The sequence below is a fragment of the Roseibium sp. M-1 genome (assembly GCF_054515675.1).
In genome coordinates, this window is record NZ_CM137257.1 from 2,187,906 (window position 1) to 2,207,370 (window position 19,465).

Annotated in this window: 16 protein-coding genes; 4 read left to right on the forward strand and 12 right to left on the reverse strand. The window is 61.9% G+C overall.

Annotation, left to right across the window (positions count from 1 at the left end):
* From ACX3M4_RS09910 to ccoN, 3 genes are read right to left on the reverse strand one after another with little or no spacing between them, the layout of a single operon-like run.
* On the reverse strand, positions 1-156 hold the full coding sequence (locus ACX3M4_RS09910) for a cbb3-type cytochrome c oxidase subunit 3 (RefSeq protein WP_459358416.1): 156 nt from the start codon (positions 154-156) through the stop codon (positions 1-3).
* A gap of 5 nt (positions 157-161) precedes the next feature.
* Complete coding sequence (gene ccoO / locus ACX3M4_RS09915; protein ID WP_459358417.1) at positions 162-896, reverse strand: cytochrome-c oxidase, cbb3-type subunit II; 735 nt, start codon at positions 894-896, stop codon at positions 162-164.
* A 14-nt stretch (positions 897-910) separates the two neighbouring features.
* Entirely contained in the window at positions 911-2,566 is a 1,656-nt protein-coding gene (ccoN, locus tag ACX3M4_RS09920) for a cytochrome-c oxidase, cbb3-type subunit I (RefSeq protein WP_459358418.1), read from the reverse strand.
* Positions 2,567-2,974: 408 nt separating this feature from the next.
* On the opposite strand from ccoN, the gene ACX3M4_RS09925 reads away from it, so the two are divergent.
* Positions 2,975-3,880: a DMT family transporter gene (locus ACX3M4_RS09925; RefSeq protein WP_459358419.1), complete on the forward strand. Its 906-nt coding sequence runs from the start codon at positions 2,975-2,977 to the stop codon at positions 3,878-3,880.
* A 13-nt stretch (positions 3,881-3,893) separates the two neighbouring features.
* Here ACX3M4_RS09925 and ACX3M4_RS09930 read toward each other — a convergent pair whose 3' ends face one another.
* Positions 3,894-4,775 carry a LysR family transcriptional regulator gene (locus ACX3M4_RS09930; RefSeq protein WP_459358420.1) on the reverse strand — a complete coding sequence of 294 codons (882 nt, stop codon included), beginning with the start codon at positions 4,773-4,775 and terminating at the stop codon, positions 3,894-3,896.
* Between the two features lie 101 nt (positions 4,776-4,876).
* Here ACX3M4_RS09930 and ACX3M4_RS09935 point away from each other — a divergent pair, with 101 nt between their 5' ends.
* Positions 4,877-6,199, forward strand: a complete 1,323-nt coding sequence (locus ACX3M4_RS09935; RefSeq protein WP_459358421.1) for an aminotransferase class I/II-fold pyridoxal phosphate-dependent enzyme — start codon at positions 4,877-4,879, stop codon at positions 6,197-6,199.
* 36 nt (positions 6,200-6,235) lie between these two features.
* On the opposite strand, the gene ACX3M4_RS09940 is transcribed toward ACX3M4_RS09935, so the two are convergent.
* Both ACX3M4_RS09940 and ACX3M4_RS09945 read right to left on the reverse strand, forming a co-directional pair.
* A complete protein-coding gene (locus tag ACX3M4_RS09940; protein ID WP_459359405.1) occupies positions 6,236-7,297 on the reverse strand; it encodes an AbrB family transcriptional regulator in 1,062 nt (353 codons plus the stop codon).
* A gap of 210 nt (positions 7,298-7,507) precedes the next feature.
* On the reverse strand, positions 7,508-8,314 hold the full coding sequence (locus tag ACX3M4_RS09945; protein WP_459358422.1) for a glutathione S-transferase family protein: 807 nt from the start codon (positions 8,312-8,314) through the stop codon (positions 7,508-7,510).
* Between the two features lie 34 nt (positions 8,315-8,348).
* On the opposite strand from ACX3M4_RS09945, the gene hemN reads away from it, so the two are divergent.
* Positions 8,349-9,725 carry an oxygen-independent coproporphyrinogen III oxidase gene (gene hemN / locus ACX3M4_RS09950; protein ID WP_459358423.1) on the forward strand — a complete coding sequence of 459 codons (1,377 nt, stop codon included), beginning with the start codon at positions 8,349-8,351 and terminating at the stop codon, positions 9,723-9,725.
* A gap of 66 nt (positions 9,726-9,791) precedes the next feature.
* Here hemN and ACX3M4_RS09955 read toward each other — a convergent pair whose 3' ends face one another.
* From ACX3M4_RS09955 to ACX3M4_RS09980, 6 genes are all read right to left on the reverse strand, one after another.
* Positions 9,792-10,874: a MerR family transcriptional regulator gene (locus ACX3M4_RS09955; protein ID WP_459358424.1), complete on the reverse strand. Its 1,083-nt coding sequence runs from the start codon at positions 10,872-10,874 to the stop codon at positions 9,792-9,794.
* 259 nt (positions 10,875-11,133) lie between these two features.
* Positions 11,134-11,847: a Crp/Fnr family transcriptional regulator gene (locus ACX3M4_RS09960; RefSeq protein WP_459358425.1), complete on the reverse strand. Its 714-nt coding sequence runs from the start codon at positions 11,845-11,847 to the stop codon at positions 11,134-11,136.
* Between the two features lie 254 nt (positions 11,848-12,101).
* The gene (locus tag ACX3M4_RS09965; RefSeq protein WP_459358426.1) at positions 12,102-12,458 is read right to left on the reverse strand and encodes a response regulator; all 357 of its coding nucleotides are present in this window, start codon (positions 12,456-12,458) and stop codon (positions 12,102-12,104) included.
* 128 nt (positions 12,459-12,586) lie between these two features.
* On the reverse strand, positions 12,587-13,198 hold the full coding sequence (locus ACX3M4_RS09970; protein WP_459358427.1) for a response regulator transcription factor: 612 nt from the start codon (positions 13,196-13,198) through the stop codon (positions 12,587-12,589).
* 20 nt (positions 13,199-13,218) lie between these two features.
* Positions 13,219-14,400: a two-component system sensor histidine kinase NtrB gene (locus ACX3M4_RS09975; protein ID WP_459358428.1), complete on the reverse strand. Its 1,182-nt coding sequence runs from the start codon at positions 14,398-14,400 to the stop codon at positions 13,219-13,221.
* Positions 14,401-14,474: 74 nt separating this feature from the next.
* Positions 14,475-15,647 (reverse strand): pyridoxal phosphate-dependent aminotransferase, encoded by a 1,173-nt coding sequence (locus ACX3M4_RS09980; RefSeq protein ID WP_459358429.1) that lies wholly within the window; start codon positions 15,645-15,647, stop codon positions 14,475-14,477.
* Between the two features lie 296 nt (positions 15,648-15,943).
* Here ACX3M4_RS09980 and ACX3M4_RS09985 point away from each other — a divergent pair, with 296 nt between their 5' ends.
* Complete coding sequence (locus ACX3M4_RS09985; RefSeq protein WP_459358430.1) at positions 15,944-19,465, forward strand: PAS domain-containing hybrid sensor histidine kinase/response regulator; 3,522 nt, start codon at positions 15,944-15,946, stop codon at positions 19,463-19,465.

The window sequence follows — 19,465 nt, forward strand, 5'->3', positions numbered from 1 at the left end:
TCAGTCCTCCCGGAACGGGATTTGAGCGGCATCATCGAACTTCTTGCTGTTTTTCGGCCACAGCGCGTAGGCCAGAACGATGCCAAACAGGATCATGAAGTAGAGAAGGCCCCAGGTTTGCGCGAAGCCGGCGAATGCGGAATAGGTCTCGTTCATCGCTCTTACCTCGCGTTTGCCTTGTCGTCGTAGATCGAGAAGTCGACCATGGTGCCGAGAACCTGGAGATAGGCCACCAGGGCATCCATCTCCGTGACTTCCTTCGGATTTCCGTCGAAGTCGCGGATGGCGACACCTGGCCAGCGTTCCTCGAAGCTATCGGCGGCGTCCGTATCAGGCTTGGCCTGGCCGAGCAGGTCCGACGCGGCATTGGCGATCTGGTCCTCGGTATAGGGCACGCCGACGATGGCGTTCACGCTGAGATGCGCCTGTATGTCCCGCGTATTCAGGCGGTTTTCCGCCAGGAAGGGGTAGCCGGGCATGATGGAGGCCGGCACCACCGCGCGCGGGTCGATCAGGTGCTCCACATGCCAGTCGTCGGAATACTTGTTGCCGACGCGTGCCAGATCGGGGCCGGTACGCTTGGAGCCCCACTGGAACGGATGGTCGTACATGGATTCCGCTGCCAGCGAGAAGTGGCCGTAACGCTCCATTTCGTCGCGCATCGGGCGCACCATCTGCGAATGGCAGAGGTAGCATCCCTCGCGGACATAGATATCCCGTCCGGCCAGCTCCAGCGGCGTATAGGGCCGCATGCCTTCCGTCTTTTCGATCGTGCTCTTCAGGTAGAAGAGCGGTGCGATCTCGACCAGGCCACCGATGGCGACCATGACCAGAATGCCGATCAGAAGTATGAAGGAGTTCTTTTCGAAGACTTCGTGTTTTTTCCAAGCAGACATTTACCTGTCCCCCCTCATTCGGCCGCGGCCAGGGAGCCAGCCGGCGTGGCATCGGCTTCTTCAGCCTCGCCGTGACGGACGGTCATCCAGAGATTGTAGGCCATGATCACGGCGCCGAGCACAAAGAGCGCACCACCAAGAGCACGGATGATGTAGAAGGGATGCATTGCCTCCACGGTTTCCACGAAGGAGTATTCCAGGAAGCCGAGCGTGTTATAGGCACGCCACATCAGGCCCTGCATGATACCGGAGACCCACATCGCGGTGATGTAGAGCACGATACCGATGGTCGACAGCCAGAAGTGCACGTTGACCAGCTTCAGCGAATAGAGCTCACGCTTGTTCCACAGCCACGGAACCAGGCAGTAGATCGCCCCGAAAGAGATGTAGCCCACCCAGCCGAGCGCACCGGAATGCACGTGGCCGATGGTCCAGTCCGTGTAGTGCGACAGCGAGTTGACCGAGCGCAGGCTCATCAGCGGACCTTCGAAGGTGGACATGCCGTAGAAAGCGACGGAGACAACCATCATGCGCAGGACCGGGTCGGTTCTGAGCTTGTCCCAGGCGCCTGAAAGCGTCATCAGGCCGTTGATCATGCCGCCCCAGGAGGGCATCCACAGGATGATGGAGAATGTCGCACCCAGCGTCGAGGCCCACTGCGGCAGAGCCGTGTAGTGGAGGTGGTGGGGACCAGCCCAGATGTAGAGGAAGATCAGCGCCCAGAAGTGCACGATGGAGAGACGGTAGGAATAGACCGGCCGCTCGGCGCGCTTCGGGATGAAGTAATACATAATGGCGAGGAAGCCGGCGGTCAGGAAGAAGCCCACCGCGTTATGGCCGTACCACCACTGCACCATGGCGTCCTGAACGCCCGACCAGACGATGTAGGATTTGGTCGAGTAGATCGAGACAGGGATCGTCAGGTTGTTGACAATGTGCAGCATGGCGATCGTGACGATGAAGGCGAGGTAAAACCAGTTGGCCACATAGATATGCGGCTCCTTGCGCTTCCACAGCGTGCCGAGGAAGAGCAGCAGGTAGAAGACCCAGACGATGGTCAGCCAAAGGTCGGCATACCATTCCGGTTCCGCATATTCCTTACTCTGCGTGGCACCGAGCAGGTAGCCTGTGCCGGCGATCACGATGAAGGCGTTGTAGCCGAGGATCACGAACCAGGGCAGGATCTTGCCCGGCATGCGCACGCGGCAGGTGCGCTGCACCACATACATGGACGTTGCAAGCAGCACGTTGCCGCCGAAGGCAAAGATCACCGCCGAGGTGTGCAGCGGCCTCAAGCGGCCGAAATTGGTCCAGGGAAGATCGAAGTTCAGCACCGGATAGGCGAGCTGCAGTGCGATTACCAGACCGACTGTGAACCCGGCGATGCCCCAGAACATGGCCGCGATCGAGGCGAACTTGATCGGACCGAGATTGTAGTTGGGTTTGCCGTCGATTTCGGCAGGGATCGGCTCCCCGCCGTCATCGAAGTATTTCTTGAAGATAAGGAACACGCTGACGGCGGCGAACAAGGCGCCGATGCCTGCGTGGAATGCCATAACCTGATCGAATGTCTTGCCCGCGACGATGATGCAGGCAAATGCGAGAAGCACGAGGAAGATGGCAAAGCCCCCCTCCTCGAGCGAGATCATTCTGGCCTTGTGTTGTGCCATTTTTAGCGCCCCAGTCTTGAAATCGTTACAAGGTGCCACGATGGCACGACCATGCACACGAACCTTCAATCGTCGCGTTGATTCATATCAAGCTGCCGGATTTTGCACTGCGGCAAATCCCCTCCAAGGATCAGTATGCATTGGAAAAAATGTCGCGCACAAGGTGTAATCCGATCGCTACGCGATGCTGACACGGCGCTGCTGAAAGCAATCCGGAACGACACTCCAAGACCCTGTTCTTCGCCCTGGCCTGCGACACCATTGCTGTTGATGCTCTGCCGTCCTGACCGGATTTTCCTACAGGCTTCCCTCAAACCTGCTAAGTCAGATTGCCCACCAATTGCTTATTCGGCCCAGGGTCATCACGCCTTATCGTCCCGGGCAGCTCCATCCATACGGACGACCCGTTTGACCGCTCTTTCCAGCAAGAACACGTTACTTTCGCCCAATGCCACCGGCAGCCTCTGGATGGTCGCCGCCATGGGCGCCTTCGCGCTGGAGGACGCCTTCGTGAAAGCCACCGCCACACATCTGCCGGTATCTGAAATCCTGATCCTTTTCGGTCTCGGCGGCTCGGTGCTCTTCTTCATTCTTGCAAAGGCGAAGCGGGAAAGGATCTTCACCCGGGACGTCTTCGGGCGCATCATGCAGATCCGCTTCGCCTTCGAACTGGTCGGCCGCCTGTTCTATGTTCTGGCTCTTGCGCTCACGCCGCTCTCATCCACGACGGCCATTCTCCAGGCGACACCGATCTTCGTCGTCCTCGGAGCCTCGCTCTTCTTCGGTGAGAAGGTCGGCTGGCGCCGGTGGACCGCCATCCTGCTGGGTCTTCTAGGGGTCCTGATCGTGCTGCGGCCGGCGGGCGACAGCTTTTCGCTGCTGTCAATCCTGGCCGTCATCGGCATGCTGGGCTTTTCCGGCCGGGATCTCGCAAGCCGGGCCGCCCCGGCAACGCTCGGCACCACAATCCTCGGCTTCTACGGCTTCGTGACGATCGTTATTGCCGGCCTGCTCTACAGCCTCTGGGACCGGACGGCCTTCGTGCAGCCGGAACCACCCGCGCTTCTGGCCCTTGCCGCTGCCGTTTCCTGCGGCGTCTTTGCCTATAGTGCCTTGATGAAGGCCATGCGCACCGGCGAAATCGCCACCGTCACCCCGTTCCGCTATTCGCGCCTGCTTTTCGGCATCCTGCTCGGCACACTCTGGTTCGGCGAAAGCATCGACGCCTGGATGCTGACCGGCTGCGCGATCATCGTCGGCTCCGGGCTGTTCATTCTCTGGCGGGGAAACCGGGCGAAAAAAAACGTCCGCTGAACGCCCGGCCGTCTCAACCGGTGCTCCGAAGCACCTGCATGACCTGCGCGGCAGCCGCATTGCTTCGCCCGCCCGGCAGGCTCCAGAGACAGATTGCCTGCGACAGGGGCACCTCGACATCGAACGGTGCGATCAGGTCACCGGAGGCAAGGTGCGCGGCGACGAGCGACCTGTGCGCCATCAGAACGCCAGCCCCGTCAAGTGCTTCCTGAACCGCCAGCGCATAGAGCGAGAAGACCGGCCCGCGCGGCGCGAAAGTCTCGCCCGGCAGGGCGACTTCCGCCCATACCCTCCAGTCGTCCGCCCAGGTGGTGTCGGTCAGGCAGATCGCTTCCCGCAAATCCGCTGGTCTGGTCAGGCCAGCCGCCAATCGGGGCGCACAGACGGGCAATAACCTGTCGCCTTCGAACCAGACACCGTTTTCCTCCGGTTCGTCTCTGTAAAAAAGGCAGAGATCGAAGGGGACGCGCTTCAGGTTCGGCGGGGTTTCAAGGGCGGTGATCGAAACGTCTATCCCCGCCAGGCGGTCCCGCAGCATCGGCAATCTCGGCGCCAGCCAGAGCTGCGCCAGCGCCGGCAGGGCCGCTATATGGATCTTTCGCGGGGCTGCTTCCTGCCTCAGGTCCCGCACCGCCGTACCGAGCTGGTCGAAGGCGGCGATAAACCCGGGCAGCGCCCGTTGGCCGAGCGTTGTCAGACGGACACCCTTGGCGTGCCGTACAAACAGATCTGCCCCGATCTCCTCCTCCAGTCCCTTGATCTGCGCCGCCACCGCCCCCGGGGTCACCTGCAGTTCGGCCGCAGCAAGGGCAAAACCGCCCAAACGCGCCGACGCCTCGAAGGCCCGCAGCGCGTTGAGCGAGGGCAGTCTTGGAACGGGAGGCGCAACAGACATCTCGAAGCCTCAGTTTTTCTAGCCCTTGAAATTCTAAAATCTGATTTGCGCCACGGCAATACCTCATGGAAACTCTGTTGAAATCGACTTGGAGAGTGAACATGAGCGTCGCTGAAAAACGTCCCTGGCTTCCGGCCGCCGCAGTCTCCCGCATAGACGGGATCGCGCAGAGCATCGGCTCGCTGTCTTCGAAAGGCATTGCCGAGCGCATCGAGGCGCTGGCTGAAGAGAACCGGATGATCCACGAGAAGGACTGTTTCAACCTCAACCCGGCGACCAACATCATGAATCCGCGCGCGGAAGCGTTGCTTGCCTGCGGCATGGGGTCCCGGCCTTCGCTCGGCTATCCGGGCGACAAATACGAGATGGGCCTTGAAGCCATCGAGGAGATCGAGGTAATTGCGGCGGAGCTCGCCTGCGAGATCTTCCAAGCGGACTACGCGGAAATCCGCGTTGCCTCCGGTGCGCTGGCCAATCTCTATGCCTTCATGGCAACGACCCGGCCGGGCGATGCCATCATCGCTCCGCCCGCCTCCGTTGGCGGACATGTGACCCACCATGCACCGGGCTGTGCAGGTCTCTACGGCCTCGAAATCCACGAAGCCCCCGTCGATGCCGACGGCTACACCATTGATCTGGAAGGCCTGCGCAAACTGGCCCTTGAGGTCCGTCCCAAGCTGATCACCATCGGCATGAGCCTCAATCTCTTTCCCCATCCGGTGCGGGAGATCCGCGCTATCGCAGACGAGGTCGGCGCGCATGTTCTCTTCGATGCCGCCCATCAGTGCGGCATGATTGCCGGCGGCATCTTCGCCGATCCGCTTGCGGAAGGCGCTCACCTGATGACCATGAGCACCTATAAAAGCCTCGGCGGTCCGGCAGGCGGCCTCATCGTGACCAACGACAAGGCCTTGTCGGAGAAGCTGGATGCCATTGCCTTTCCCGGCCTGACTGCGAATTTCGATGCCGCCAAGTCGGCGGCTCTCGCCATCACCCTGCTCGATTGGCGCGATTACGGCGCGGCCTATGCGGCGGCAATGGCCGCGACCGCCAGGGCCCTGGCGGAGGCACTTGCCGGGGAAGGCATGCCCGTCTTCGCGACCACCCAGGGCGCGACCGCCTCGCATCAGTTCGCCCTGGAGGCTGCCCCGTTCGGCGGCGGCCAGACGGCCTCGAAAAAGCTGCGCAAGGCGGGCTTCCTTGCCTGCGGCATCGGCCTGCCGATTGCGCCGGTTGCGGGCGACATGAACGGCCTGCGCTTCGGCACGCCGGAGCTGGTGCGCTGGGGCATGACGGTGGAGGACATGCCGGAACTGGCACGGCTGATCGCGGACGCGCTCCGGTCGAACGATCCCGAGACCATGGCGGGGCGCGTCGCGGCCTGGCGGAGGAACTTCGACACATTGCATTTCATCCGGAGCTGAAACACCGATTGAGAAAAGGCTGCCGGACGGAGGATTTCAGGAGGTCTTGTCCGGCCGGTTCTGCCCCAGTACCAGCGCCGTCACGAAAGGCAGCAGCAGCACCATGCCGGTGAAGCGGGCAATCTGGTGGGCGGCGACGAAGGCCGGATCGAGATCCAGCATGAAGGCCAGCAGGGTCATGACCTCCAGCCCGCCCGGCGCATAGGCGAGCAACGCCTGGCCGAAGGGAATGCCGACAAGCTCGGCGACGATGAAGGCACCGATCAGCGACGTCAGGAACGCGGCGGCGAAGGCCGCCAGCGAAGCCCCGAGCACGCTGACGAACTGGCGAAATGTCATCGACGCGAAGCGGCAGCCGATATGGGCGCCCATCATGACGAAACAGGGCAGGACAATGTAGTTCGGCAGGACCAGCGTCAGCAGTCCCGAAGCGTTGAGGCCTGCGCTCATGAAGAAGGCGCCCGTCATCCATCCTCCCGGAACCCGCGTCTTCACGGCAAGCCAGGCAGCGGCGAGGCAGAGCGGCAGGCCGATGAGGAAATCATGGAGGCCGGAGACGTAGATCCGCGCTCCTCCCCCATCGACCGTACCGCTGGAGGAAACCACGGCAAAGGGCAGGATCGCTACCAGCACGAAGAGACGCAGGGACTGGCTGGAGGCAATGCGCGGCAGATCGGCGTTCCGGTCCGTGGCAAGCGCGATCACATAGGAGAGCGCGCCCGGGATCGCACCGAAATAGGCCGTCTCCCGTGACCATTTTGCGCCGTAATGCAGGACAACGTAGCCGGCAAGTGTGACGCAGACGACGACAAGCACCAGCATCGCCATGGAGACCGGCCATTCGCCGATGCGTTCCACCACGTCGGGATGAACGCCTGCCCCCATGGAAAGGCCGATCATGAAGAACAGCGCATCACGCAGTCGCGCCGGCATCAGTGTCGGCGCTCCGGCAAGCGTCGCGACGGCGACGAACACCATTGCGCCCGAGAGCCAGGCAGCGGGCAACTCCAGTAGATTGAAGGCAGCGCCGCCCAGCGCCGCGATCAAAAGGGTCAGGCTCAGACGCGCGGCGGCATGTTCGAAGGTGACTGGGGTCATAGTCAATGGCAACGGTCCTTTGACGTCCGACCCATCTTTAGCGCATTCCGCCGGCTGCGGAAAAGTGTGCGGGATGAGTCGATGGATTGAAGCCCTGCCGTCCGGTTGGATCCGGTCAGTCTGTTTCACCCGGAGGGCCAACGCTCACGCCCTATAGACCCAATGACGCCGCATTGCATGATTGATTGCAATGATCAACATGAACAAGTTTCATGCAGTCGTTCCCGGCAAGGTTCCTGGCCTTGGATCTGTGAAGGGTGTTCCCTCTATCAGCTCCTTCCGCGACGCCACTTCCACCGCCGGGCGCGCCTCCAGCAGCTTGAGCATTGCCTGCAGATGCGGTGTTGCTGCCGGCGTCCACTTGCCGGTGGCGGGATAGATCTGCGCCCAGCGCGCGCAGGCAGCCAGGTAGAGATCCGCGCAGCTGAGCTGCTGCCCCAAAAGGTACGGGCCGCCGGTGGCCGCGATTTCGGCATCGAGATGCGCAAGGCTCGCGCCGATGCGCTCAACGAGCGTTTCCAGAAAGACCGCATGGCGGCTCTCGTCCGGAAGGTAGCGTTTCACCTTGAAAGAAATGCGCAGGTCCGAATGGAGCGTGTTTGAGATGAAGAACAGCCATTTCAGGAACCGGCCGCGCCCGGGGGCGTGAGGGTCCGGAGCGAGTGCGCCATGCCGGTCGGCGAGAAAGAGCACGATGGCACCGGTTTCGAACATCGGCGCATCCTGGCCCGGCACCTCCAGCACGGGAATCAACCCTTGCGGATTGAGCTTGCGATACGCTGCCGACTTCTGCGCCGAGATCATCCTGTCGACCGGGACATAATCATAAGACTGACCCAACTCTTCCAGAACCATGCGCACGACATAGTTGGCGCTGTCGGGCGAACCGTGCAGGCGGTAGCGCGAAAGCACCGGACCGGTCCCGGCCGCCAATTCACCCGGGTCTGAAAAATCGTGCAATGCGGTTCTCCCTTCGACTTTCAGCGAATTCTCACCGGCGCAGTTGAGCAAAATCAAGGCGCGTTCCTGCGGCTGGCGCATAGATGGGCACATGATGAAAGATCCGCTCTCCTACGCCATGCGCAACGTACCGCGCTACACCAGCTATCCGACCGCGCCGCATTTTCATGAAGGCGTGACGGAGAAAACCTATGCCGGCTGGCTGAGTGCCCTCACCCCCGAGGACAGCCTGTCGCTTTACCTGCATGTGCCCTTCTGCCGCGAGCTTTGCCATTATTGCGGCTGCCACACAAAGGCGACCCGCCAGGAAGCGCCTCTGAAAGCCTACGCGGCGACACTTGGCGCCGAAATTAGTCTGGTGGCGGAGCGGATGCCGCAGGCCGGTCCTGTCCGGCATATCCACTGGGGTGGCGGTACGCCGAGCCTGTTGCCGCGCCAGAGCCTGATCGACCTTACCGGTCTCCTGCGGGTCCAGTTCAATCTGGCGGAAGACCTTGAGCACGCGATCGAGCTCGATCCGCGCCTGGTCACCAGTGCATTGGCGGAAACCCTGGCAATTGTCGGCATCAACCGGGCGAGCCTCGGCGTGCAGGATTTCGACCCGCAAGTCCAGAAAGCCATTGGCCGGGTGCAGCCCTATGAGGTTGTCGCCCAAGCCACGCGGCATCTGAGGGACGCCGGGATCGACGCGCTCAATTTCGACCTGATGTACGGTCTGCCGGGCCAGTCCCCGGAAACGATCCTGGACACGGTCGAAAAGACACTTTCGCTGGCCCCGGGCCGTATCGCGCTCTTTGGCTATGCCCATGTGCCGTGGATGCGCAAGCACCAGCGGCTGATCGACGAGAATACGCTTCCGACAGCAGCCGAACGGCTCGAACTGGCGGATCTTGCGCGCTCCGAACTGACGAAGGCCGGCTACGTCGCCATCGGCCTCGACCATTTCGCCCTGCCCTGCGACAGCATGGCCGCGGCGCTTGCCGACGGGTCTCTGAAGCGGAATTTCCAGGGCTATACCACCGACCAGGGCGAACAGCTGATAGGTTTCGGGGTCTCCTCCATAGGCCGGCTCTCCAGCGGCTATATCCAGAACCTGTCGGATGTCGGCAATTGGCGCCGGTGCATCGAGGCCGGCCGGTTGCCGGTTTCCAAGGGACTTGCGCTTAGCGCCGATGACCGGCTGCGTGGCAGGATCATCGAAGAACTGATGACTACCTATTCCTGCGACCTCGCGCCGGTCTGCCACTCCTACGGCCTCACCCCCAATCACCTGGGCGATGCCTTCGTTGCCCTTGAGGACCTCGCCAGCGACGGCCTGGTCCGGCTCGACAGGAGCACCAACGACAGTATCCGGGTCGACGTGACCGAAGCCGGGCGGCCCTATGTCCGGCTGGCAGCAGCCGCTTTCGACGCCTATCTCGCTGCCAGCCAGGCAAGCGGCAAGGCCCGCCACTCGGCAGCGGTCTGAAAATAAAAGTCCTTCCCGGCAACCTGCCGGGAAGGTCCGATCCGTCCTCTTGAAGGAAATGCCGTCTCAGGGTGTCGGCCGCATGTAGAGCCCGTTCAAAGTGCCGTCCGTGCCCTTTGAGAGCCCCCATTCCAGCCGGCCGTTTTCGAAATCGACAACATAGATGTCGAACCCCTCGGTGCCGACGCCGCGGAAGCTGGTTGCCGTAACCTTTCCGAGCCGCTCCAGCTCACCCTGGACCATCGGAAGCTGTTCGCTGACCAGCGAGCGCAACAGCGGGCTCATGCTGTCGAGATCGGGCGTTCCCGAGCGATGGTCTTCGATCAGCCGGTGGAGCGTTGCCTCGCTGTCCGCAAAGGGTGTCTTTGCATGCACGCGCTCTTCCAGGCGGGCCTTCGCCACTTCGAAGGCTCCGGCAGAGACGCGGTCGGCCTTCATGTCGTACCCGCCCTGATGCAGCGTCAAGCCGGTGACCTGGTCGCTGCCACGCCGTTCGAATGTCACTTGGGCCGGTGTCACCTTGAGGAAGTACCGGTCGGGCGCTTCCGCAAAGAGCTCGAAATCCGGTTGCCCGAGGATTTCTGCAGCAAGTCCGGCGGATTTCACCGTTACCCGCACCACGATGCCATCTTCAAAAAGATACTCGCCTGCGCACTCCTCAAGGTTCTGCCTGTCCGGGGTGATTTCCGTTCTTGGACGCGCCTGCTCGTAGCGCTTCCAGGCATATTCATCTGCTGCTTCACTCATCTGGGTCTCCTTTGCCAGGTCAAGGAGATCCTCCATGGACAATCCGTCCCCGCCGCCGCTCTTGGCCCGGAGCCGCGCGATCAGCCTGAGGCTGCGCTCGGCCTGGGCCTGCCTGCCGAGCTGGGCCGCTTCCTGCATCTCCAGCAACCGGTCGATGTCGGTCGTCTTGCCGGCCAGCAGTCCGGACATGTCGGAGAGGCTGAGACCAAGCTGCTTCAAGGCCATGATCTCGTTGAGGCGGGCAATGTCGGCGGCACCATAAAGACGCCAGTTCTTCTCCGTTCTGACCGGTGACAGCAGTCCGTTGGCCTCGTAGACCCTGAGTGCCCGGACGGAAATACCGATCCGGGCAGCACATTCGGCGGCGCTGAGCATCCTGTCTTTCGGGGCGGGTTTATCCATGTCGAACCTCCTGGTTTAGCCGTCGTAAGCTATGACCCAGGGTCCGGCTCAAGGCCTATTTTCTCAAAATAAGCGCCAAAGCGTGTCGCGTTCATTTGAATTCACGTGACCCGCGTTATCTCTTTTTGACGCACGTCTTTTGCGAAAAAAATCGGAAGCCACTTTTTCGCGGCGTGCTCTAAAAAGCAAAGGCCGCGAAATTCGCGGCCTCTCGGTTTCATTTGGTCCCGGCCAATGTATCCCGGTCAGCGTATCCCGGTCAGTGTATCCCGGTCATCTGGCAAAGGCTGCAGACCTTGTTCAGATGAATGCGGTCGGCCTTGTCGACGCGGATCACGCCGCGGCGTTTCAGGTCGGAGACCACCCGGCTGACCGTCTCGATGGTGAGACCCAGATAGTCGGCGATTTCCTGACGCGTCATGTGGAGATGCAGGTCGAAGCCGTCGCTCGCCTCGTCGCGCGGGCCGGCACAGCCGACACCGCCGCGGTCAGGAACGAGATGCATAAGGAAGCTGGCAACGCGCTCAACCGCGGACTTGCGGCCAAGCAGCACGGCATGCTCGTGCAGGACGCGCATCTGGCTGGTGAGGCATCTGGTGAGCGTGCGCTGCAGGGCGTCGGAGCGCTCGACATTCCTGAGATCGATTTCCTGCACTTCCGCGTCGGTCAGGGTTTCTGCGGTGCAGTCGTTTTCCTCGCTGCCGGCCAGACCGAAAATGTCGCCCGGGCGAAGCACTTCCACCACCTGGCGGCGGCCATCGGGCAGGAGCTTGTAGAGCATCACCGATCCCTTGACCAACTCATAGAGTCGCTTGGCGGGATCGCCTTCGTAATAGACGACCTCATGGGTGTCGTAATGCACGGTCTTGCCGCCAAAATCCGAAAAGGATGTCTTGCCGGTCTCGCAAAGCGGTGCGCCATTCAGCTTTGCACCTGCGCCCTGGCCGGGAGTACCCGCATCGAAATAAGCCATCAGTCCCTCCTTCGTGCACATTTGCACGGCTTCACCTGCTGCGACGGCGGATGTCCCCGGTCCACTTTGCCCGATGAATCGGACCGCCCGGAGAAACCTGCCGTATGCGAACGTCCCGTCCGACGTTCAGCAACCAGTGAAACGAACTCTAGAACGTTGTCCGGCCGGATGAAATTCGGTCGACTGCGTAAGATATTCTACATATGAGCCGAATAGCCGCAGGCGACGAAAGTCCAAGACGGCTGTTCCGAATGTCAGGCCAAAGCCGCCGTCAGCATGTCGATGGAAAGCGGCTTTCTGAGAACGGTCAGGCCCGGCAGCCCGCGCATATGCTGCAGCAGACTGACGTGCGGCTTGCCGGAAATCGCCAGAATGCTGGGAGGTACAGGCAGCTTCATGAGCTCGCGGACCACATCCGCACCGCTTCTGCCGGGCAGGCCAAGGTCTACGATCACCCAGTCCCCGGCCGCAGGAGCCGCCCGGGCAAGGAAGGATTCGCCGTCTCCATAGGTCACCGGCTGGTGATCGAGATCCTCGAGCACCATCGCCAGCGCATCGGCAACCGCTGCATCATCTTCGACGATATGAACGACCACTTGAAGCCTACCCATCAGGACCTGCAACAGGCAGGGCCTTCCGGGAAAACATACGCGACGTTTTGACCATCGGATGTACGCAAAACTACTGTTTAGCGCGACTACTTAGCACTCAACTTGAGCCGACATGGCTCACGGCCGGATCAACCGGCCGTTGGATGACCAAGAACGATGCGCACCAGGTCGGCAGCATTGCGGGCACCGAGCTTTTCCATGATACGCGCCCGGTGAACCTCGACGGTCCTCGGACTGATGCCGAGCGTCCGGCCGACTTCTTTGTTGGAAGCCCCGTCGGTGATTTCCTTCAGCACCTCAAGTTCGCGGCGCGTCAGTGCATCCGACCCCGGGAAAGAAGGGGTATCGCCGGCATCCTGCCGCTTCTTCGCAGCAGCGATGCTTTCCTTCACCCGTTCCAGCACTGTTTCGGCGGAAAACGGTTTTTCGACAAAGTCAAAGGCGCCGTTGCGGATGGCTTCCACGGCCATCGGAATATCGCCCTGACCGGAGATGATGAAAATCGGCGCGGGATAGTTTTCCGCGTTCAGCGCTTTCAGGATTTCGATGCCGGACCGTCCCGGCATGTGCACATCCAGCATGACGCAGGAAGGCACCGACTTGCTGGCCGACTTGATGAAGGCATCACCATCGGAGAAGGTTTCGACGACATAGCCCTCCATATTAAACAGCACGGACAGGGCGTCGCGCACGGCAGGGTCATCATCGACGATGTAAATGGCCTCCGCATCAGCTTTCATGGTGTCGTTCCTTCAACTTCTCAATTTTTTGCGTCATTCGGGCCGATATCCGCCGTGTCGTCATCGCTGGGGTCGACCGGCAGCGTCAAGAGGAAAGAGGCACCGTGCCCGCCTTCCACCTTTTCCAGGCGCAGGTCGCCGCCGTGATTTTGCGCAATCGAGCGCGAAATGGCCAACCCGAGGCCGACGCCCCGGTGTTTTGACCCCGTGAATGCACGAAACAGATTGTCGACAAGCTCCTCGGGCACCCCGGGTCCGTTGTCGCTGACCCGGAATTCCAGCCCCTCAGTACCTAGGCGGACGGACAGGACTACCTTGCGTATCTCCTGCCCGGAAACGGCTTCGCGCGCATTGCGCAGGAGATTGATCAGGATCTGCCGGATCTGCACCGGATCGGCCTGGAGCGGCGGCAGATCGGGTGCGATCTCCGACTGTAGGATCGACTTGCCCTCGCCGCTGCCGAGTTCGGCCATTTCCAGGCAATTGATGACCAGTTCCGCCACGTCGACAGATTGCCGCGCCGGCGTTTTCTTTTCGACCAGCTGGCGCATGCGCTGGATGATCTCGCCGGCCCGCTCGGCCTCTCGCACAGCCTTGTCGATCACGTCCAGGATGAACGGGTCGAGTGACTTCTCGGCCCGCGTCTTGCGCGACACCGATTGCAGATAGAGCAGCACCGCGGTCAAGGGCTGGTTCAGTTCGTGGGCGATGGCCGCCCCCATCTCGTCGAGGGCGCTGATGCGGGTCATGTGGACGAGCTGTGCCTGTGTCTTGGCAAGCCGGTCTTCCATCTGCTTGCGCGAACGCAAATCGCGCAGGATGCCGATGAACTGGCGCCCGACCGGCGTCCAGGCTTCGCCGACGGACAATTCGATCGGGAAGACCGTGCCGTCCTTGTGCCTGGCCTGCACCTCACGGCCGATGCCGATGATCTTCCTGTGCCCCGTATCAAGGTAGTTGTTCACATAGTGATCGTGCGACCTTGCATATTGTTCCGGCATGATGCGGCTGACATTGCGTCCGAGAAGATCCGACGCCTCGTAGCCGAACAGGCGCTCACAGGCCTTGTTGAAAGCCAGAACCTGAGCGCGGTCGTTGATCACGACGATACCGTCGGCCGCGGTGTCGAAAACGCTGGCAAGACGCGCTTCCGTTACGGCCGCCTTGTCATCGTCCTGCTCTACAACACCGTCGTGCGTCATGCCGGTACCTGAATGGAAATCACGTCCATTTCAGGTTTAAGGGGTTTCCCTTATGCCGACAACCCGTCAGTGGTCTAAATCTCTGGCAACCAAGCGCTAATTCGACGCACGGCCTCGGCCAGATGATCCTCGCGGCGGGCATAGCAGAGCCTCAGATAAGCGCTGCCTCCCGCACCAAACGCAGTTCCCGGAGCAAGGCCGACGCCGGTCTGCCGCACAAGGTCCAGCGCGAAGCGGCGGGTGTCGGAAACACCGTCGATGGAGAAGAACAGATAGAAGGCTCCCTGCGGCGGCGAGACCTTTACCCTGTTAAGTCCCTGCAGGCCTTGCAGGACACAGTCCCTGCCCCGGCGTGCCCGGGCGACCTGGTCCTTCAGGAAGTCACGGCCCTCGGTCAGCGCGGCGACCGCGCCCCATTGCGAAAAGGACGGCACGCCGGAGGTCGAATACTGAATCAGGTTCTCGAACATCTGGCCAAGTTCCGGCGGTGCCGAAATCCAGCCGACGCGCCAGCCGGTCATTGCCCAGTTCTTGGAGAAGGAATTGACGAAGATGATGCGATCGTCCTCTTCGGCCAGATCATAGAACGACGGTGCCCGGAGCCCCTCGCCATAGTGAAACAGCGCATAAATCTCGTCGGCGACGATCCAGAGATCATGCCTGCGTGCGAGATCAAGCACTTGCTTCAGGACTTCAAGCGACGCCACCCAGCCGGTCGGGTTGCAGGGCGAATTCAGGAACAGTGCGGTGGTCTTGTCCGTGATCGCCGCCTCGATGTCTTCCGGATGCAGTTTCCAGCCGTCGTCTTCGGCCCGCATCGGCACACTGACGGCGCGGGCGCCGTGGATCTCGATGGCCGCGGTGATGTTGGGCCACGCCGGTGTCGGCACGAGCATCTCGCTTCCGGGCGTCGCCACGGCCTGGATGGCCATCTGGATCGACTGCATGCCGGAGCCGGTGACGTAGAACCGTTCCGGTGAGAAGGGCCTGCCGTAGAGCTCCTCGTGATAGGCGGCGAGCGCTTCACGCAGAGGCGGAATACCGCGCTGGTAGGTATAGAAGGTCTCGCCCCGGTCGAGCGAGGCCTTGGCCGCCTCGCGGATGAAGTCCGGTGTCGGCAGGTCGCCCTCCCCCGCCCAGAGCGGGATCAGGTCGTCCCGGCCGCGGCCGGCATTGAAGACTTCGACAATTCCACTTTCCGGGGCATTGCGCGCCTCCGGGCTCAACCGGTCGATCAGGCTCGTCACGTAGCTGGGTCCTTCATAGGGTCTTTGCAGCACCTTAGCCGGTTCGCGAGCATTTGTTTTATGAAAGGATTTGAAGCGGACTTCACCAACACTGATCGGTTGGAGCCCGGGCATTTCCATGCGCCGGCGGCAAGTCTTCGTCGCAAGACGAATAGACAGAAGGGCTTAGCTGTGGTCCGATCCGGGAACTGCGACAAACTGGATTTCCATTCCAGACTTCGCATTGGCGTTCCGGACCCGCCCGCGGAGAGGCTGGACGGACCATCATACCGGACGGGAGGACGGTCAAGAGGGCCATGCTGCACGGATGGATCGTGATTCTGGTCGCGACGGCGTATATCTTCTGCCTGTTCGCGATTGCCAGTTACGGCGACCGTATGCCCCGCCGGTTTTCGTCCCGCACGGGCGGCCGCCCCTTCATCTATGCCCTGTCGCTCTCCGTCTATTGTACCTCCTGGACCTTTTTCGGGTCCGTCGGCAATGCGAGCCGTACAGGCATCGAGTTTCTGACCATCTATCTCGGGCCTCTTCTCGTCTTTGCACTCGGATATCCGCTGCTGCAGAGGATCATCCAGATATCCAAGACGGAAAGCATCACCTCGATTGCCGACTTTATCGGTTCCCGCTACGGCAAGAGCCAGTCGGTAGCCGCTCTTGCGACCATAATCGCGGTCATCGGGGTCATTCCCTATATCGCGCTGCAGCTGAAGGCGGTGTCGCTGTCGATCACCACGCTGGCCGGGCCGCTGATTTCACCGAGCGACATTTTCACACCCGTCTTTGACGACATCACGCTCCTGATCGCGCTCGGCATGGCCATCTTCAGCTGGGCGTTCGGCACCCGGCACATCGACGCGACTGAGCACCAGGAAGGCCTGATGCTGGCCATTGCCGCCGAAGCAGTCGTCAAGCTGGCTGCCTTCCTGGCGGTCGGGGTGTGGGTCACCTATTCGCTTTATGACGGGCCATTCGATCTGATCCGGGCCATTACCGAAGCCCCGGAGGTTTCGAAGGTTTTCGAAAAGCCGCTCAATATCGGCAACTGGCTGGTCATGTCGTGCCTGTCCGCCTTTGCCGTTCTGCTGCTGCCGCGCCAGTTCCACGTCACCGTGACGGAAAACAATTCCGACGAGGAACTGCGCCGGGCGACATGGATGTTCCCGGCTTATCTCGTGCTGATCAACCTCTTCGTGATCCCGATTGCCGCCGCCGGGCTGCTGCGTTTCGGCCAGGACGTCAATCCGGACACCTTCGTTCTGGCGCTTCCCATCGATGACGGGCAGCCCTGGCTCGCCCTCTTTGCCTTTATCGGCGGGCTGTCCGCGGCGACCGCGATGGTGATCGTCGCGACCGTCGCGCTGTCCATCATGATCTCCAACGACATCGTCGTGCCCTTGCTGCTGCGCCGGCACAGCGAGGACGACATCATCAATGTCAGCGGTCAGGACATGAGCGACAGGCTGCTCACGATCCGGCGCTTGTCCATCTTCGGCATTCTCCTGCTGGCCTATGCCTACTACAAGGCTGCCGGCAACACGGCAGCGCTCGTTTCCATCGGGCTCTTGTCCTTTGCCGCCATTGCCCAGTTCGCGCCCGCCTTCGTGGGGGCCCTGTTCTGGCGGCGGGCGACCTCGCTTGGCGCCATCGCGGGTCTCAGCGGCGGTTTTATCGTCTGGGCCTATACCCTGCTGCTGCCAACTTTCGCCAAATCCGGCCTGATCTCCGACGGTTTTCTGGAAACCGGCCCCTTCGGGATCGGGATGCTCAACCCGCAGGCCCTTCTCGGTTTCCAGCTCGATCCCTTCATCCACGGCACACTCTGGAGCATTGCCGTCAATATCCTGCTCTTTGTCGGCTGTTCTTTCATCAGAAAGCCGCTTCCGGCCGAAACCTTGCAGGCGAATGTCTTCGTCCCGGCCGAATTCGCGCCGACGCCGGGCCTGCGCTACTGGCGCACTTCCGTTACCGCCGGCGATCTTCAGGCAACTGTCGCGCGGTATCTTGGAGAGGAGCGCACAGCCCGCTCCTTCCGCCGCTTTGCCGGCGAACGGGGTATCGAACTCGACCCGAACACGCTCGCCGACGCCAACCTGCTGCGCTTTTCCGAACAGCTCCTGGCAAGCGCCATCGGTGCGGCCTCCTCGCGCCTGGTGCTGACCTTGATGCTGAAGCGCCACGACCCGTCCACCAAGGGCGCGGTCAAGCTTCTCGACGACGCCTCGATTGCCATCCAGTACAACCGCGATCTTCTGCAGACCGCTCTCGACCAGGTGCGCCAGGGCATCGGCGTGTTCGACCGGGACCTGCGTCTGATCTGCTGGAACCGCCAGTTCCGCGACCTCCTGGGCCTGCCGGCAGAATATGGCCAGGTCGGGACGACGCTGGACGCGATCCTGCGCTTCAACGCGGAACGCGGCGAACACGGGCCAGGACCGGTGGAGGCCACCGTCGCCGACCGGATCGAAAAGCTGGTGCTGATCCAGGAGACCTTCCAGGAAAAGCTGGAATCGAGCGGCACGGTTCTGGAAATCCGCATCAGCCCCATGCCCGACGGCGGTATCGTGACCACCTATACCGACATCACCGAACGGGTGCTGGCCGAAGAGGCTCTTGCCCGCGCCAACGAGACGCTGGAGCGGCGCGTGCGCGAGCGTACCGAAGAACTGACCCATGTGAACGAACGCCTGGTCGAGGCGACCCGGGCTGCCGAAGAGGCCAATATCGGCAAGACGCGTTTCCTGGCGGCCGCCGGTCACGACATCCTGCAACCGCTCAACGCCGCCCGGCTTTACGCCTCGGTACTGGTCGACAAGCTGCAGGGAGGCGATGACGGTTCACTGGTGCGCAACGTGGAATCCGCCCTTGAGTCGGTTGAGGACATTCTCGGCGCCGTGCTGGACATTTCCCGTCTCGACACCGGAGCCCTGAAGCCGGAACCGACCGTCTTCCGCCTCGATGACCTTCTTCGCGGACTGGCGCTGGATTTCAAACCAGTTGCCGAGGAGAGAGGCCTGGATCTCCGGATCGTTCCGACGTCCCTTTCGGTACGGACCGACCGGCGGCTGCTGCGCCGTCTCCTGCAGAACCTTGTCTCCAACGCGCTGAAATACACCCAGGAAGGCCGCGTTCTGGTGGGCTGCCGGCGGCGCGGCAACCGGGTGCTGGTGGAAATCCACGACACCGGCATGGGCATTCCAAAGGGCAAGCAGAAGGCGATCTTCCAGGAATTCCACCGGCTGGACGACGGCATGCGCGTTGCCAAGGGGCTCGGCCTTGGCCTTTCCATCGTCGAGCGCATCAGCCACGTGCTCAACCATCCGGTCCGGTTGCGCTCGGAGGCGCACAAGGGATCGTGTTTCTCGGTCGAACTGCCGCGCTCCGCCGACATGCCCGATCTCCTTCCCGTGCCCCAGGTCGCCGCGATTGCCGGGCAGCTGGACGGGCTCTGCGTGGTCGCCATCGACAACGAACCCGACATCCTCAGCGGCATGCGCCACCTGTTGACCAACTGGAACTGCAAGGTTGTCACTGCGAGCGACGATGCGGAGGCGGCCGCCGAACTCAACAGGGCCGGCCTGACGCCGGACGTGATCCTGGCCGACTATCACCTCGACAACGGCACCGGCATCGAAGCAATCCTGAAACTCAGATGGAAATTCGGAAGTCAGATCCCGGCAATCCTGATCACCGCGGACCGCAGCCGTGCCGTTCGCACGGAAGCCGGAGACCGGGACATCGCCTTCTTCAACAAACCGGTCAAACCGGCAGCCCTGAGAGCGCATCTGGCACGCTGCCAGGCGGGTCAGGCGGCTGAATAG

Bases quoted from the DNA above. Each gene is read 5' to 3' on its own strand.
- ACX3M4_RS09910 (WP_459358416.1), bottom strand. From the start codon at position 156: ATGAACGAGACCTATTCCGCATTCGCCGGCTTCGCGCAAACCTGGGGC.
- ccoO (WP_459358417.1), bottom strand. From the start codon at position 896: ATGTCTGCTTGGAAAAAACACGAAGTCTTCGAAAAGAACTCCTTCATA.
- ccoN (WP_459358418.1), bottom strand. From the start codon at position 2,566: ATGGCACAACACAAGGCCAGAATGATCTCGCTCGAGGAGGGGGGCTTT.
- ACX3M4_RS09930 (WP_459358420.1), bottom strand. From the start codon at position 4,775: ATGTCTGTTGCGCCTCCCGTTCCAAGACTGCCCTCGCTCAACGCGCTG.
- ACX3M4_RS09935 (WP_459358421.1), top strand. From the start codon at position 4,877: ATGAGCGTCGCTGAAAAACGTCCCTGGCTTCCGGCCGCCGCAGTCTCC.
- ACX3M4_RS09940 (WP_459359405.1), bottom strand. From the start codon at position 7,297: ATGACCCCAGTCACCTTCGAACATGCCGCCGCGCGTCTGAGCCTGACC.
- hemN (WP_459358423.1), top strand. From the start codon at position 8,349: ATGATGAAAGATCCGCTCTCCTACGCCATGCGCAACGTACCGCGCTAC.
- ACX3M4_RS09955 (WP_459358424.1), bottom strand. From the start codon at position 10,874: ATGGATAAACCCGCCCCGAAAGACAGGATGCTCAGCGCCGCCGAATGT.
- ACX3M4_RS09960 (WP_459358425.1), bottom strand. From the start codon at position 11,847: ATGGCTTATTTCGATGCGGGTACTCCCGGCCAGGGCGCAGGTGCAAAG.
- ACX3M4_RS09965 (WP_459358426.1), bottom strand. From the start codon at position 12,458: ATGGGTAGGCTTCAAGTGGTCGTTCATATCGTCGAAGATGATGCAGCG.
- ACX3M4_RS09970 (WP_459358427.1), bottom strand. From the start codon at position 13,198: ATGAAAGCTGATGCGGAGGCCATTTACATCGTCGATGATGACCCTGCC.
- ACX3M4_RS09975 (WP_459358428.1), bottom strand. From the start codon at position 14,400: ATGACGCACGACGGTGTTGTAGAGCAGGACGATGACAAGGCGGCCGTA.
- ACX3M4_RS09985 (WP_459358430.1), top strand. From the start codon at position 15,944: ATGCTGCACGGATGGATCGTGATTCTGGTCGCGACGGCGTATATCTTC.